The organism is Kribbella sp. CA-245084 (assembly GCF_050942355.1).
GTDB lineage: Bacteria > Actinomycetota > Actinomycetes > Propionibacteriales > Kribbellaceae > Kribbella.
Map to the genome: position 1 here is coordinate 7853146 of NZ_CP192053.1, position 14568 is coordinate 7867713.

General features: G+C 69.3%; 14 protein-coding genes. 5 read left to right on the forward strand and 9 right to left on the reverse strand.

Annotated elements, in window-relative coordinates; genetic code table 11:
• Both ACQPYH_RS37520 and ACQPYH_RS37525 read right to left on the reverse strand, forming a co-directional pair.
• Window positions 1-2988, reverse strand: coding sequence for a glycine--tRNA ligase (locus ACQPYH_RS37520; RefSeq protein ID WP_432894573.1), 2988 nt, complete (start codon window positions 2986-2988; stop codon window positions 1-3).
• Window positions 2989-3042: 54 nt separating this feature from the next.
• A complete protein-coding gene (locus ACQPYH_RS37525; RefSeq protein WP_432881509.1) occupies window positions 3043-3576 on the reverse strand; it encodes a TetR/AcrR family transcriptional regulator in 534 nt (177 codons plus the stop codon).
• Window positions 3577-3668: 92 nt separating this feature from the next.
• Here ACQPYH_RS37525 and ACQPYH_RS37530 point away from each other — a divergent pair, with 92 nt between their 5' ends.
• From ACQPYH_RS37530 to ACQPYH_RS37540, 3 genes are all read left to right on the forward strand, one after another.
• A complete protein-coding gene (locus ACQPYH_RS37530) occupies window positions 3669-4559 on the forward strand; it encodes a TIGR03564 family F420-dependent LLM class oxidoreductase (protein ID WP_432881511.1) in 891 nt (296 codons plus the stop codon).
• A complete protein-coding gene (locus ACQPYH_RS37535) occupies window positions 4556-5818 on the forward strand; it encodes an RNA polymerase sigma factor (protein ID WP_432881513.1) in 1263 nt (420 codons plus the stop codon). Before ACQPYH_RS37530 ends, ACQPYH_RS37535 begins: the two co-directional genes overlap by 4 nt.
• Window positions 5819-5894: 76 nt before the next feature.
• Window positions 5895-6677, forward strand: coding sequence for an alpha/beta fold hydrolase (locus tag ACQPYH_RS37540; RefSeq protein ID WP_432881516.1), 783 nt, complete (start codon window positions 5895-5897; stop codon window positions 6675-6677).
• 98 nt (window positions 6678-6775) lie between these two features.
• Here ACQPYH_RS37540 and ACQPYH_RS37545 read toward each other — a convergent pair whose 3' ends face one another.
• The 5 genes from ACQPYH_RS37545 to ACQPYH_RS37565 form a co-directional block, all read right to left on the reverse strand.
• Entirely contained in the window at window positions 6776-7402 is a 627-nt protein-coding gene (locus ACQPYH_RS37545) for a superoxide dismutase (RefSeq protein WP_432881518.1), read from the reverse strand.
• 208 nt (window positions 7403-7610) lie between these two features.
• Complete coding sequence (locus ACQPYH_RS37550) at window positions 7611-8420, reverse strand: alpha/beta fold hydrolase (RefSeq protein WP_432881521.1); 810 nt, start codon at window positions 8418-8420, stop codon at window positions 7611-7613.
• 36 nt (window positions 8421-8456) lie between these two features.
• On the reverse strand, window positions 8457-8834 hold the full coding sequence (locus tag ACQPYH_RS37555; protein WP_432881524.1) for a YciI family protein: 378 nt from the start codon (window positions 8832-8834) through the stop codon (window positions 8457-8459).
• A gap of 84 nt (window positions 8835-8918) precedes the next feature.
• On the reverse strand, window positions 8919-9275 hold the full coding sequence (locus tag ACQPYH_RS37560; RefSeq protein ID WP_432881526.1) for a YciI family protein: 357 nt from the start codon (window positions 9273-9275) through the stop codon (window positions 8919-8921).
• 26 nt (window positions 9276-9301) lie between these two features.
• Complete coding sequence (locus tag ACQPYH_RS37565; protein WP_432881529.1) at window positions 9302-10753, reverse strand: LCP family protein; 1452 nt, start codon at window positions 10751-10753, stop codon at window positions 9302-9304.
• Between the two features lie 166 nt (window positions 10754-10919).
• On the opposite strand from ACQPYH_RS37565, the gene ACQPYH_RS37570 reads away from it, so the two are divergent.
• Window positions 10920-11867: an NAD-dependent epimerase/dehydratase family protein gene (locus tag ACQPYH_RS37570; protein WP_432881531.1), complete on the forward strand. Its 948-nt coding sequence runs from the start codon at window positions 10920-10922 to the stop codon at window positions 11865-11867.
• Here the strand turns inward: ACQPYH_RS37570 and ACQPYH_RS37575 are convergent.
• The gene (locus ACQPYH_RS37575) at window positions 11850-12725 is read right to left on the reverse strand and encodes a hypothetical protein (protein WP_432881534.1); all 876 of its coding nucleotides are present in this window, start codon (window positions 12723-12725) and stop codon (window positions 11850-11852) included. The two genes, ACQPYH_RS37570 and ACQPYH_RS37575, sit on opposite strands and share 18 nt — an antisense overlap.
• 27 nt (window positions 12726-12752) lie before the next feature.
• The gene (locus ACQPYH_RS37580) at window positions 12753-13646 is read right to left on the reverse strand and encodes a GntR family transcriptional regulator (protein ID WP_432881536.1); all 894 of its coding nucleotides are present in this window, start codon (window positions 13644-13646) and stop codon (window positions 12753-12755) included.
• A 99-nt stretch (window positions 13647-13745) separates the two neighbouring features.
• On the opposite strand from ACQPYH_RS37580, the gene ACQPYH_RS37585 reads away from it, so the two are divergent.
• Window positions 13746-14561, forward strand: coding sequence for an ABC transporter ATP-binding protein (locus tag ACQPYH_RS37585; protein WP_432881539.1), 816 nt, complete (start codon window positions 13746-13748; stop codon window positions 14559-14561).
• The last annotated feature ends 7 nt before the right edge of the window (window positions 14562-14568 follow it).

Sequence of the window (14568 nt, forward strand, 5' to 3'; positions counted from 1 at the left end):
TCACTCAGCCGGGCTGAGGCTCGTGCCGAGGGCCTGCCAGTCGAGGACCGGTGCGGCGAGTTGGCTGATCGTGGCGAGCAGGCCTAGGCGGGCGGCGCGGATCTCCGGCTCCTTGGCCATCACGAGGATCTCGTCGAAGAAGGCGTTGACCGGCTCGACCAGGACCGACGTGGCGGCGACGAAGTCGGACAGACCGGTTGGTGCCTGGCCGATCTTCTGGACCGCCTCGTGCAGCACGACCTCGGCCGGCTCGGTCAGCTTGCTCGAGTCGTACGACGCCTCGGTGCCCTCCGGGACGATCCGGCGTACCCGCTGGAGAACGGCGACCAGGTCGGCGAAGTCGCTGTTGCCGACCAGCTCCTGCAGCGTCTTCAGCGTTTCGTCGGCTGCGGCCGGAGCAGTTGCCAACGGCAACACTGCAGCGACCTGGAGGTGGTCGTCACCCCGGTCGAGAAGCTGCTGCTCGTACCGCCGGACGGTGAACTCGGCCACCTCGTCCAGCGACTCCGCCGGTACGTCGATGCCCTGGGCACCGATCTCCGCAGCGGCTGCCTGCAGCCCGGTCTCAAGGGTAATCGCCCGCAGCTCCGAGTGCTCACGCAGGATCGCGACCACACCGCCGGCCGCACGACGCAACGCGAACGGGTCCGAGCTTCCGGTCGGCTTCGCGCCGACACCGAACAACCCGGCCAGCAGGTCGAACCGGTCGGCCAGCGCGAGCAGTGCACCCGACGTGGTCGACGGCACCGGGTCACCAGCGGACCGCGGCAGCTCCATGTCGAACAGTGCCTGCGCAACACCCTCGGTCTCACCGGCGCGACGCGCGTACTCGCGGGCCATCGTGCCGGCCAGGCTGGTCAGCTCGACGACCATCTGCGAACCCAGGTCGAACTTCGCCAGGTCGGCCGCCCGCTTCAGCGTGGTGAGGTCGTCGCCGTCGAGCTCCACCGTGCCGGCCAGCGCCAGCGCGATCCGGCCGATGCGGCCCGCGCGGTCGGCCATCGAGCCGAGCCGCTCCTCGAAGGCCAGCTTCTCCAGCTCGCCCTTCATCGACTGCAGCGGCGTCTCCAGGTCGGCCCGCCAGAAGAACGCGGCGTCCTCGTAGCGCGCCCGCAGTACGCCCTCGTTGCCTGCGCGTACGACGTCCTCGTCCACGGAGCCGTTGGCCACGGCAACGAAATGCGGGAGCAGCTTGCCGTCGGCGTCGCGCACCGGCAGGTAGCGCTGGTGCTTGCGCATGACCGTCGTCAGGATCTCGCTCGGCAGGTCGAGATAGTCCGCCGCGAAGCCTCCGAGGATCGCCGTCGGCTCCTCGATCAGGTTGACGATCTGGTCGACGAGCGCGGACTCACCCTCGAAGTCGACCGCGCCGTTCACGCCCTTCGCCAGCTCGGTCGCCGCGGCGACGATCTGCGCGCGGCGCTTGGCCGGATCGGCCTCGATGCCGTGGATCCGGAGCAGATCGAGGTATCCCTCGGCGGAGGCGATCTCGACCTTCGGCGGCGCAGCGGTCCGGTGGACCCGCGTGGTCCGGCCGGCAGCAAGCGTCGACACCGACACCGGAACCACCTCGTCGCCGAGCAGCGCGACGAGCCAGCGGATCGGACGGGTGAACGACAGGTTGGCGTCGTTCCAGCGCATGTTCTTGTCGGAGCGGAGGCCCTTGACGATCTCGCTCAGGACCCCGCTCAGGACCTCGGCCGCACCGCGACCCGGGTCCGGCTTCGTCACCGCGACGTACTCGACGCCGTCGACGTCCAGGTCGTGCAGCTCGCCGGGGTCGACCTTCTGGCCGCGGGCGAACCCGGCGGCGGCCTTGGTGAGGTTGCCGTCGGCGTCGTACGCCGCGGCCTTCTTCGGTCCGCGGACCACGCGCTCGGCGTCCGGCTCACCGGCCTGAACGGAAGCGACGAAGGCGACCACGCGGCGCGGCGTCGCGTACGTCGAGATCGCGCCGTGGCCGAGCCGGGTCGCGCCGAGCTTCTCCTCCAGCGCGGAACGCACGGCCTCGGCGGTCTTCGTGACCTCCGACGGCGGCATCTCCTCGGTGCCGATCTCGAAGGTCAGCTGCCGCGTCCCGGTGAGCGCCGGGAACTCGGTCGGCTCGGCAGCGGCCGGCGGGAGCTCGGCGTGACCCAGCGGGTACTGCAGCTCCTCGCGACGCTCGGCCCACAGCCGCGAGACCTCGCGGGCCAGCGTGCGCATCCGGCCGAAGGCCTTCGCGCGTTCCGTCGTACTCACGGCGCCGCGGGCGTCGAGGATGTTGAAGGTGTGCGAGCAGCGCAGTACCTGGATGTGCGCAGGCACCGGGAGCCGGTCGTCGATCATCCGGCGCGCCTCGGCGGCGTACTCCTCGAACAGCCGCTTCTGCGACTCGACGTCGGCGTCGTCGAGGTAGTACCGGCTCATCTCGTACTCCGCCTGGCCGAAGGCCTCGCCGTACGAGATGCCCGGCGCGTAGGCGATGTCCTTGAAGTGCGAGACGCCCTGCAGCGCCATCATGATCCGCTCGATGCCGTAGGTGATCTCCACCGACACCGGGTCCAGCGTCATACCGCCGGCCTGCTGGAAGTACGTGAACTGGGTGATCTCGAGGCCGTCGAGCCAGACCTCCCAGCCCAGGCCCCAGGAGCCGGTCGCGGGGTTGGCCCAGTTGTCCTCGACGAACCGCACGTCGTGCGCGTGGATGTCGATCCCGAGCGCGGTCAGGCTCTCCAGGAACAGCTCCTGCGGGTTACCCGGGTCCGGCTTGAGCACCACCTGGAACTGGGTGTGGGTCTGCAGGCGGTTCGGGTTCTCGCCGTAGCGGCTGTCGTCCGGACGGACACTCGGCTCGACGTACGCCACCCGCCACGGCTCGGGACCGAGCACCCGCAGGATGGTCGCCGGATTCAGCGTTCCGGCCCCGACCTCGGTGTTGAACGGCTGCACGACCATGCAGCCCCGGTCGGTCCAGTACTTCGTCAGCGCCAGCAGCGCGTCCTGCATGGTGAGCACAGCAAACCTCAAGCCATCTTCGGGGGGTTTTCGGAGCGAAGTCTATTAGGCCCGCGAGGGTGCTATGCCCCGGATGACCAGGTCGAGCAGGTGGCCGGCCCGGCCGGAGTCCTCGCCACTGGCCAGCGCGATGCCGTTGACCAGCGTCAGCAGGTCGGAGATGTCCACGTCGGCAGGCACCGAGCCGTCCTCCTGAGCGCGCTCGAGCAGGAGCCCGCCGGCCGAGCGGATCCGGACGTGACAGCGCGAGCCGTGTTCGGCGCTCATCACCATTGCCGGACCGAGACCGTGGACGGTGGCGATGTGTCCGACCATGCCGTGCAGCCAGATCGTCAACGCCCGCAGGGGTTCCGGGTGTTCCCGGAGCTCCTCGGCCCGGGCACAGACGCCGGCGATGCTGCTCTCGAAGACGGCATCGAGGAGCGCGACCCGGCCGCCGAAATGGCGGTGCAGGGTGGCCGAGCCGACCCCGGCGCGGCGGGCGATCTCCTCCAGCGAGGCCTCGGCTCCCTGCTCGGCGACCACCTCGGCTGCGGCCGCGACCATCCGGTCGCGGTTTCGCCGCGCGTCCGCTCGCACGATCAGGCTCCTTGCTTAAGTGGGGTGGTACCCCATATCGTAACAGCCGTAAACGGGGTATCACCCCACTTATCTCTCGTGAGGAGCAGCAGATGCGGATCGGACTGGCGTTCGGGGACGCCCGCAAACAACGCGATCTCGCCGGGATCACCGAGCAGATCCGGACGGCCCGCGGCATCGACACCGCCTGGGTCACCCAGGGCCCGAACCTCGACGCCCTGCTCACCCTCGCCACCGCCGGCGGGACCTCGGTCGAACTCGGCACCGCGGTGGTGCCGTTCCCCCAGCGGCATCCGCTGATGCTGGCGAGCCAGGCGCTCACCGTCCAGGCAGCGACCGGCAACCGGCTGACGCTGGGGATCGGGGCCGGCATCGCGCTGATGGTCGGTTCGATGTTCGGGCTGCCGACCGATCGGCCGGCTCGCCGGCTCCGCGAGTACCTGGAGGTACTGCGGCCATTGCTCCGGGGCGAAGCGGTCGACCATCACGGCGAGACGCTGACCGCGGTCGGCTCGGTCGCCGTGGAAGGAGCCGTCGCGCCGCCGGTGCTGGTCGCTGCCCTCGGTCCGGCCATGCTCAAGGTCGCCGGCGAACTGGCCGACGGCACCATCACCTGGATGACCGGCCCCCGGACGCTCGAGACCCACGTCGTACCGTCGATCACCAAGGCGGCTCAGGGCCGTCCGGCGCCGCGGATCGTCGCCGGCCTGCACATCTGCCTGACCGCCGACCTCGAGTCGACGAGAACGCAGTACGCGACTGACTTCGCGCTGTCCGGCCAGGTGCCGGAGTACCGGGCCGTGCTCGACCGCGAAGGCGTCGACGGGCCGGCCGAGATCCTGATCGCCGGCGACGAGAGCGCGGTGCAGAAGGATCTGGACCGGCTGCGTGACACCGGGATCACCGACCTGATGCTCGCCCCGATCGGCACCCCAGAAGAACAAACCCGCACGACCGCCTTCCTGTCTACAGTGGTCCGGTGACGGTTACGGATGCGCACGGGGCGGTTGACGCGGTCTGGAGGATCGAGTCGGCGCGGATCATTGCGGGTGTTGCGCGGATCGTGCGGGACGTCGGTCTGGCGGAGGAGCTGGCGCAGGATGCGCTGGTGGCGGCGTTGGAGCAGTGGCCGCAGTCCGGCGTACCGAACAATCCGGGGGCCTGGTTGATGGCGATCGCCAAGCGCCGGGCGATCGACCTCATCCGGCGCAAGGACACCTACCAGCGCAAGCTCGCCGAGATGGGGCACGAGCTGGAGATCGACGGGGACAGCGTCGAGGACGACGTGGAGGCGATCCTCGAGGACCACATCGAGGACGACCTGCTCCGGCTGGTCTTCACCGCGTGCCACCCGGTGCTGACGATGGACGCCCGCGTGACGCTGACGTTGAAGCTGCTCGGCGGCCTGAAGACCGACGAGATCGCGCGCGCGTTCCTCGCGCCGGAGCCGACCATCGCGCAGCGGATCGTCCGGGCCAAGCGCAACCTGGCCAAGGCCGGCGTCGAGTTCGAGGTGCCGTCCGGGCCGGACCTGCTGGATCGGCTGTCGTCCGTGCTCGAGGTCGTGTACCTCATCTACAACGAGGGGTACTCCGCGACCGCGGGCGACGACTGGATGCGTCCGGCGCTGTGCAACGAGGCGATGCGGCTCGGCCGCCTGATCGCGGAGCTGATGCCGACCGAGCCCGAAGTACTCGGCCTGCTGGCGCTGATGGAGCTGCAGTCGTCCCGGGCAGGAGCCCGCATCGGACCGGACGGCGAGCCGGTGCTCCTGCTCGACCAGGACCGCCGCCGCTGGGACCGGCTACTGATCCGCCGCGGCCTCGAAGGCATCGACCGTGCCTGGGCCCTGGAGAAGCCGCCCGGCCCGTACCTCCTCCAAGCGGCGATCGCCGCCTGCCACGCCCGAGCCGCCGACCCGGAGGACACCGACTGGGCCCGGATCGCCGGGCTGTACGCCGTACTCGCGCAGGTCACGCCCTCGCCCGTGGTCGAGCTGAACCAGGCGGTCGCGATCTCGATGGCCTTCGGCCCGGAGCGTGGGCTGGAGGCCGTCGACGCGCTGGCCGACGACCCGTCACTGAAGGACTACCACCTACTGCCGAGCGTCCGCGGCGACCTCCTGTTCAAGCTCGGCCGCCTCCCCGAAGCCCGCGAGGAATTCGAGAAGGCGGCCGCGCTGACCCGCAACGAACGCGAACGAAAGCTCCTCCTCGAACGCGCCGCCGCCTGTTTCGAGTGACGTAGGTCACAGTGTGTCGAACCCGGCTGAGGGCAGCCGACGCACGTGTGAACACTGCCTCAGACAGGAGAACGAGATGAACACCGTCGTTTCGAAGGACGGCACCACCATCGCCTACGACCGCCGCGGGGACGGGCCGGCGCTCGTCCTCGTCGACGGCGCGCTCTGCTCCCGCGCACAGGGCCCGATGCCCGCGGTCGCCGAGGCGCTCGCTGACCGGTCCACCGTCTACAACTACGACCGGCGCGGTCGCGGCGACTCCGGCGACACCGGACCGTACGACGTCGACCGGGAGATCGAGGACCTCGCGGCCGTGATCGAGGCGGCCGGCGGATCGGCGTACGTCTACGGCTCGTCGTCCGGCGCGGCGCTCGCGCTCCGGGCCACGGCGGCCGGGCTGCCGATCGAGAAGCTGGTCGCGTTCGAGCCGCCGTACGTCGTCGACGACAGCCGGACCCAGATCCCGCGCACGTGGGTCGCCGACCTGCAGGCGCTCGAGCCGGGCGACGCGATCAAGTACTTCTTCACCAAGGGGATCGGGCTGCCCGGGATCTTCGTCACGATGATGAAGCTGATGCCGGCCTGGAAGCCGATGAAGGCGATCGCCCACACCCTGCCGTACGACGCGCAGGTCGTCGGCGACAACTGCTTCGGCGACCCGATGGACGCGTCCCAGTGGGCCTCGATCCAGCAGCCGGTGCAGGTGGTGAACGGCGGCAAGAGCCCGGCGTGGATGAAGGCGTCCACCCGAGCGCTCGCCGACGCGATCCCGGGCGCCGGGCACACCGAAGTACCGGGTCAGAACCACGTGATCAAGGCGACGGCGATTGCCCCGGTGATTGCGGGCTTTTGCCGGTAGGCGCGGATCTCCAGGCCATCACAATCGCGCCCGCCCGGCCCCGCTGAGCGGGAACCGGGCGGGCGCGACGGATTGTGATGGCGTGCAGATCCGGTAGATCAGGCGCCGGTGATCAGCGCGCCCGCGCCGGCGCGGGCCGCGTCGAAGCGAGCCGACGCGTCGGCCCAGTTGACGACGTTCCACCAGGCCTTGACGTAGTCCGGCTTCACGTTCTTGTACTGCAGGTAGAACGCGTGCTCCCACATGTCCAGCATCGCGATCGGGGTCTGGCCGGCCGGCAGGTTGCCCTGCTGGTCGTACAGCTGGTGGATCAGCAGCTGGCTGCCGAGCGCGTCCCAGCCGAGGATGGCCCAGCCGGAGCCCTGGATCGTGGTCGCGCTCGCGGTGAAGTTCGCCTGGAAGCCGTCGAACGAGCCGAAGAACTCGTCGATCGCGGCGCCGAGCTCGCCGTCCGGCTTGTCGCCGCCGTCCGGGGACAGGTTCTTCCAGAAGATCGAGTGGTTGACGTGGCCGCCGAGGTTGAAGGCCAGCGTCTTCTCCAGCCCGACGATCGATCCGAAGTCACCCTTGTCGCGGGCCTCGGCCAGCTTGTCCAGGGTGTCGTTCAGACCCTTCACGTAGGTCGCGTGGTGCTTGTCGTGGTGCAGCTCCATGATCTCGCCGGCGATACTCGGCGCGAGCGCGCTGTAGTCGTAGGGAAGATCGGGAAGCGTGTACGTGGTCAACTCTGCTCCTTCGTCGGGGCCCCCTGGGGCCGATATCTCCGATGTCCTGTTCTCAGCGGCACCAGCTTGAAACTTGAACCACGGTTGAGGTCAAGGAACCACGCTGACGAACGCAGCACCCTCTTCGACCCCGGTGCCCGATGCAGCCGTCACTCACACCGAACACCCCCAGCTTCACATACTCCGCCCAACGACCCACGAGCGAGTCTCACCGAGGCTGATGAAGGACCTTCAGCTCCGCGCGCAGCGCCTCGGCGAACACCTCCGGCTGGTCGGCGAAGCCGGTGTGGCCGCCAGGGAAACGGGTGGGTTCGATGCCCAGCCGGTCGGCCAACGCCGTGGACGTCCGGTCGCAGAGTTGCCCGGTCGAGTCGGCGCCGATCCCGATGACCACGTTCGCCGTACGCAGTTTGGCCAGGTCCGGGGTCCAGGTGATCGTCTCGCGCATCTCGTGGGAGAACCAGAACCGCTCGGACGCGACCTGCTGCGGGTCGCGTTCGCCGCTGAACATCATCTCGACGACCTCGTCCGGTACGCCGAGGTTGGCCAGCTGGAAGAACTGCTGCCAGGCGCCGACGACGTCACCGGCCAGGTAATCGGCCATCAGCTTCTCGGACTTCGCCAGCAGCTCGTCGCCGTCCTCGACCAGCCGATCGAGCGGCGGCTCGTGGGCGATCACCGCGCGTACGACGTCGAGGTGCTCCTGGGCGAGCGCCAGCACGCTGACGGCTCCCCCGCTCGAGCCGAGTACGACGGCAGGGCCGGCGTCGACGTGCCGGATCAGCCGGGCCAGGTCGTCGGCCCGCTGCTCGGGTCGCGACGTACCGCCGGGATTGAGGGTGCTTCGCTTGATCCCACGCGGATCGGTCGTCAGCACGGTGTAGTCACCGGCCAGCAGATCGGCCAGGGGTGCGAACGAGTCCGCGTCCATCGGCGCGCCGACCAGGACCAGCAACGGTCCTGATCCGCGCACCTCGTAGTACAACTCCGCCTCGGGAACCTTCAGTGTGTTGTTCATGCCACCTCCACGAACGACAGTGGCACGAATGGACACTCAGTTCTGGAAGACGTCCGAGTCCGGGCCGAAATCGGCCTCGTCGACGACCCGGCGTACCTCGACCTCGGCGCCGAGCGCCTCGGCCAGCCGGGCGGCCCACTCGATCGCCTCGTCGCGGTTGCGGACCTCGACCACGATCATGCCGCCGACCAGCTCCTTGGTCTCGGCGAACGGGCCGTCGGTGACCGTACGCCGGCCGTCCTCGACCTTCACCCGGGCGCCGAGCGAGCTGCGGTGCACGCCCTCCGCGAACAGCAGCACTCCGGCCTTCGACAGGTCCTCGACCACGTTCCCGACCCCCTCCGCAACCTCCGGCGGCGGAAACTTCCCGGCCTCACTGTCGGCGTCCGCCTTGTTGATGATCATGTAGCGCATCGCTGCTGCTCCTCGTCGTATCGATCGATCCCTTACTCCCACGTCGAGCAGCCCCCACCCAGATCGACACGCGCCGGTCGACGATCAGTCGGACGTTGCTTCGGCGATGGATCTGGGGGCTCGCACCGGCGAGAACTGGAGGTTGCCGGTGGGCATCATCCAGGTCATGACCTCGACCGCCAGGCGGCCCGCGCGGACTGCCGGATCGGCCTCGGCGTGTTGTCGGGCGGTTGCGGCATCCACCGACCAGATCGAGAAGCCGCGGAAGCGCTCGTCGTCCTGATCGACCAGGGGTCCGCGAGCCAGCACCAGTCCGCGATCCTGCAGCTCGGCGCCGTGGGCGAGATGGCGGTCCTGCAGGTCGGCGGCCTCGTCGTCCGTCATGGACGGCGCATCCGGGCGCAACGTCAGCAGGATCACCGTGTACCGGTCGAAGCGCATGCCGCCAAGCTACTCGCTCCTGGCGCTCAGTTGGGCTGGTCGCCGTTGGGGTTGTAGGCGCAGGCGTCGGCGAGGTTCTGGGTGGGGCCGGGCGGCGGGGTGGTGGTTGTGGTCGTCGGCTTGCGGGTGGTGGTGGTCGGCGTGACCGTGGGTGCGGGGGTGGACTCGAGGGCGTTCTCGACGGTGTCGCGGAGGGCCTGGTAGTCCGGGTGGAGGTACTTGAGGCGCAGCTTCTCCGGGTCCAGCGTGACGTTGGAGACCGTGCCGGCCTTGACCTTGAGAGCGAGCTCGACCATCGCCGGGAGCAGCTCCTGCGGGATGTCGGTCCGGAGCAGATGCTGCCCCGCTCGAGCGATCGCCTTGTACTTCGTGACGAGGGTCTGCGGGTCCGCCGCGTCGACGATGCTCTTGATCACGCACCGCTGCCGGACCTGCCGCTGGTCGTCGTCGGCGCCGTACCGGCCGCGGGCGAACCAGAGCGCGTGCCGGCCGTCGAGGTGCTGGTTCGGGCCGGGCTCGATCCACTCCTTCGGCGGGATGTGCGAGCTGCTGATACCGCCCATCGCGACCCGCTCGTTGACGTTGACCTTGATCCCGCCGAGCGCGTCGACGATCTCCGGGAAGCTCTGCAGGTTGACCTGCAGGTAGTAGTCGAGCTTCAGCCCGATCGCCTCACCGACCGACTGCTTGACGACGTCGGCGCCCTCGTTGTCCGACGGGCCGAGGATGCCGGGATGCGCGTCCGGGATGTTCTGGTACATCGCGGTCAGCATCCACTCGAGCCGGCCGTCGAGGCTGAGCCCCTCCTTGCCGAAGCCGTTCGGGTAGTACTTGTACAGCGGCGAGTCCTTCGGGAACGGCATGAAGGTCAGGTTCCGCGGCAGCGAGATCAGCGCGGTGTTGCCGGTCTTGGTGTCGATACTCGCCACGATCACCGTGTCGGTCCGCACCCCCTCCCGGCTCGGCGCGTCGTCGCCGCCGAGCAGCAGCAGGTTGAGCCGCGGTTTGTCCTCCCATGGGTCCTTGACGTTGACCGTCGTCGGCCGGGTCGCACTCTTGCTCTCACCCTGCGCCTGGAACACATCCTGTACGAGCGTCCGCTGCGCGAGCACACTCTGTACGCCGACGGCAGCGGGCGCCGCGATCGCGAAGCAAAGCATCCCGACGAACCCGGCCCCGACGGCCCGGCCCCCAGCGCCGCCCGTTGCCGGACGCAACGACCGGTGCGACGCGACGATCACGACGATCCAGAGGAACGCGACCGCGCCGATCACCACCGAGGTCATCAGCAGCCGGCTCGGTACGACGGCGGCAGCGAGGACCTCCTCCCGCCGGGTCAGTCCGACGTACACGGCGAGGCCGACCAGTCCGAGGAACAGGGTGAAGACGAACGCGCCGATCCGCCGGCGGCCACCGACGATCAAACCGAGTCCTGGAAGCAGTGCGCCCAACAGGGTGAGCCCCAGCAAGTTCGGCACCGATCGTGGCCGTCTTGTTGCTGCGCGCGCACGTCTCCCCATCGGCTCCCCTGTCGCCCGTCCCGCTTCCAGTGTGCGCCAAGTACCGCACTCCGTACCTCTTCAGACGTGTTACAGCGTTAATCGGTTGTCAATCGGCCGGATCCGGCCGGTAGGTTGACCGATCGTGCAGATTCTGGTGCTGGGTGGAAACGGGTTTGTCGGACGCGCGATCGTCGAGGACGCGCTGGCGCACGGAGCAGAGGTTGCGTCGTTCAGCCGGGGCAAGAGCGGGTCGCCGCTCCCCGCGCAGGTCACCGAGCTGATCGGCGACCGGGAGACCGGGGACTACGAAGCGCTGCGGACCGGTGAGTGGGACGCGGTGGTCGACCTGAGCGGCTTCCGGACCCGGGACGTCGACCAGGCGATGGATGTCCTCGGTGACCGGGTCGGGAGGTATGTGTTCGTCTCGAGCCACGCCGTGTACGTCCGCGACCTGCCGGCCGGCACCGACGAGACGGCGCCCCGGCGCGAGCCGATGCGGGACGCCGACGTACTGACGAACGACACGTACGGGCCCTGCAAGGTCGCGTGTGAGGACGACGTCCTCGAGCGGTACGGCGACCGGGCAACGATCATCCGTCCCGGTCGGGTGACCGGTCCGGGTGACTCGTCCGGTACGGCGTTGTACTGGATCCGCCGCGGTGCTCGTGGCGGCCGGGTCGCACTCCCGACCAAGCCCGAGGCGCCCTTGCAACTCATCGACAGCCGCGACGTCGCGCGCCTCGTGGTGCAGCTGATCACCGACGAGCGCGCCGGCGCGTTCAACGCGATCGGCCCGGACTCGACCATCGCCGAGCTCATCGAATCCGCCGCCGAACTGGCGCACTCGACGGTGGACATCGTCCCCATCCCGTTCGACTCGGTCCCGCCGCGCTTCCCGTTGATGGACCCGGAAGCTGAGTGGGGCGAACGCCGCCGCAACCCGGCCAAGGCCCGTGCGGCGGGCATGTCGGTCACCCCGCTCCGGCAAACCGTCGAAGATGTACTCGCCTGGGACCAGGACCGCGGCGCACCTGAACTGAAGATCGGCCTGACGCCCGAGCAAGAAGAAGAGCTACTCCGGCAGAGCTAACGTCCGGCCCGCATCCCGGGCCGCATTGATCGAGCGAGTCAGGGTGTCCTTCAGCGCCGTCGCCTCGTCGGTGAAGCCTTGGACGATCGACGTGTCGCCGACCGGCTCGGTGCGGGCGAGGAGTTCGATGTAGCGGTCGCCGTCTTCCAGCGCCGCTTCGGCGCGGAGGGCGGCGTCGGCGGAGCGGACCCGGTCGGCGTACTGGTCCAGGAGATCAACCTTGCGTTTGATCGCGTCGACGGACAGCGCGAGCGCGCGACGCTGCGGTCCGAGTACGGCGTCCAGCTCGGCGGTCTCCATCCCGCGGGCGACGTCCTTCTGCCGCGCACGCAGTACCGTCTGCTCCCGCAGCACCTGCGCGATGTCCCAGAGCTGCTCCGGGAGAACCAGCTCGTTCTTCACGTCGTCGAGCAGCCCGCGGCGGGTAACTGTTGCCTCAAGCACCGTTTTCACCGCACGCTGCGCACGCCCGAGCAACCGCGCCGCGATCTCGTCGAAGTCCTCCGGCAGCAGGTACTTCCCGTGCTGGATCCGGACCGCCTTGTGCCCGCGGTCCTCGACCATCGACTTCACCAGGATCCCGCCGGTGGCGAGTACGGCGACGCCGGCCAGCGCGACCGCCGCCCACGCCGCGACCGCGGTCGGCAGCGTGGCCGCCATCACGATCAGCGCCAGGATCCATCCGCCCACGCACACGGCGAGCCACACCAGCAACGTGCCGAACGTGTTCCCGGGAGCCGTCGACCACGACGTCTGCCGTTTCGGCCGGGGCGCATCGGCCGCGACGAACAACTCCGGCCGGTGCTCGTACAACCGCCGTACGCCCACAGGCACACCCGGCGCGAACACAGGCTCCATCGCCACCTCCGGAGAAGTCGTCAGCACTCAGCGTAGCCGGGCAGCGAGTCCGTCGAGGAAGACATCGAGGCCGAACTCGAACAACTTGTCCAGGTCGTATTCATAGTCGAACCCGTCGGCGAGCAACTCGCGGAACGCGGGCAGATCTCCCATCGCGATCATCGCGCCCAGCTTGTCCGACTGCTCGGTGACCCACTCGTCCGCGGTCACGCCGGTGTCCTGCTCGGCCTGCGCCTCGGCCTCCATCACCAGCGCCACGCCGCGCACGTACGCGAACAGGCTGATCATCGTCGACAACGCCGCACTCTTCTCGAACCCACGCAAGGCCCGCAGCACCGCATCCGTGTGCGGAAGCAATCGCGGCACCAACTGCGGCCGGCTCAGACTGATCGCGCTCGCGAGCCACAGATGCCGCCGGTACGCCGCCCAGTGCACCCGCGCCACCATCGCGATCGCCGCGCGCCAATCGTCCGGCGAGGTCCCGAGCGGGAACTCCGCGAGAGCCGCGTCGACCATCTGTACGACGAGCACGTCCTTGCCGCCGACGTATCGGTAGAGCGCCATCGTCGACACCCCGAGCTCGCTCGCGATCCGCCGCATCGACAACGCCGCCAGCCCTTCGGCGTCCGCGATCGCGATCCCCATCCGCACGACCTCGTCGCGATTCAGCTCCGGTTGCTGATCCGGTTGCGGAGTACGGCGCACAGCCCGGGGAGGCGGACCGACGACCGTCCCGACACCGGGGCTCGGATGCACCAGCCGCTCGGCCTGCAACGTCTGCAGCGCCTTCGTCGCGGTCGCCATCGCCACCCCGAAGTCGCGCACCAAGGCCCGCGTCGACGGCACCCGGTCCCCCGGCTTCAGCTCACCCGCCTGGATCCGCCGCCGCAGCTCGGCCGCAATCATCTCGTACTGCGTCATCCGACCCCTCCCGAGGTAGTGCACATACAATGTACGCGCACTATCCCGGAATGAGACCCCTCCTGACATGTCAGCTTAGGTAAGGCTATCCTCTGCCGCATGCAGGAAACGAACGGGCTGACCGGCGACGGCCTGTGCCTCGGGTACCACGGCCGACGTGTCGTCGACGGCGCCTCGCTGCACCTCGAGCCCGCCCGCGTGACCGCGCTCGTCGGTCCCAACGGCAGCGGCAAGTCGACGCTGCTGCGTGCGCTCGCCCGTCTCCATCACCCCGACGCCGGCAGCATCACCTTCCCCGGCGGCGGCAATGCGCTCGACCTGTCGGCGAAGGAGTTCGCCCGCAAGGTCACGCTGCTCTCGCAGTCCCGGCCGACTCCGAACGGCGTCAGCGTGCGCGACGTCGTCGGGTACGGGCGTCATCCGCACCGGAGCCGTTGGCGCAACGACGACGCGGACGGTCCGCGCGCGATCGACCACGCGATGACGGTCACCGGCGTCACGTCGATGGCCGAGCGCGCGGTCGACGAGCTGTCCGGCGGCGAGCTGCAGCGCGTCTGGCTCGCAACCTGTCTCGCCCAGGACACCGGCGTACTCCTGCTCGACGAGCCGACCACGTTCCTCGACCTGCGGTACCAGATCGAGATCCTGGACCTGATGCGCGAGCTCGCCGACGAGCACGGGGTCGCAGTCGGCGTCGTACTGCACGACCTGAACCAGGCCGCTGCGGTGGCGGACCGGATCGCACTACTCGATCAGGGGCGGGTACGTGCGACCGGTACGCCGGACGAGGTACTCCGAGCGGACGCGCTCACCGAGACGTACGGCATCACCATCGAGGTCGGCACCGATCCGGCCACCGGCCTGGTCACCACTCGCCCCATCGGCAAACACCTGTCCCGCGTCACAACGATCTGAAAGTCAT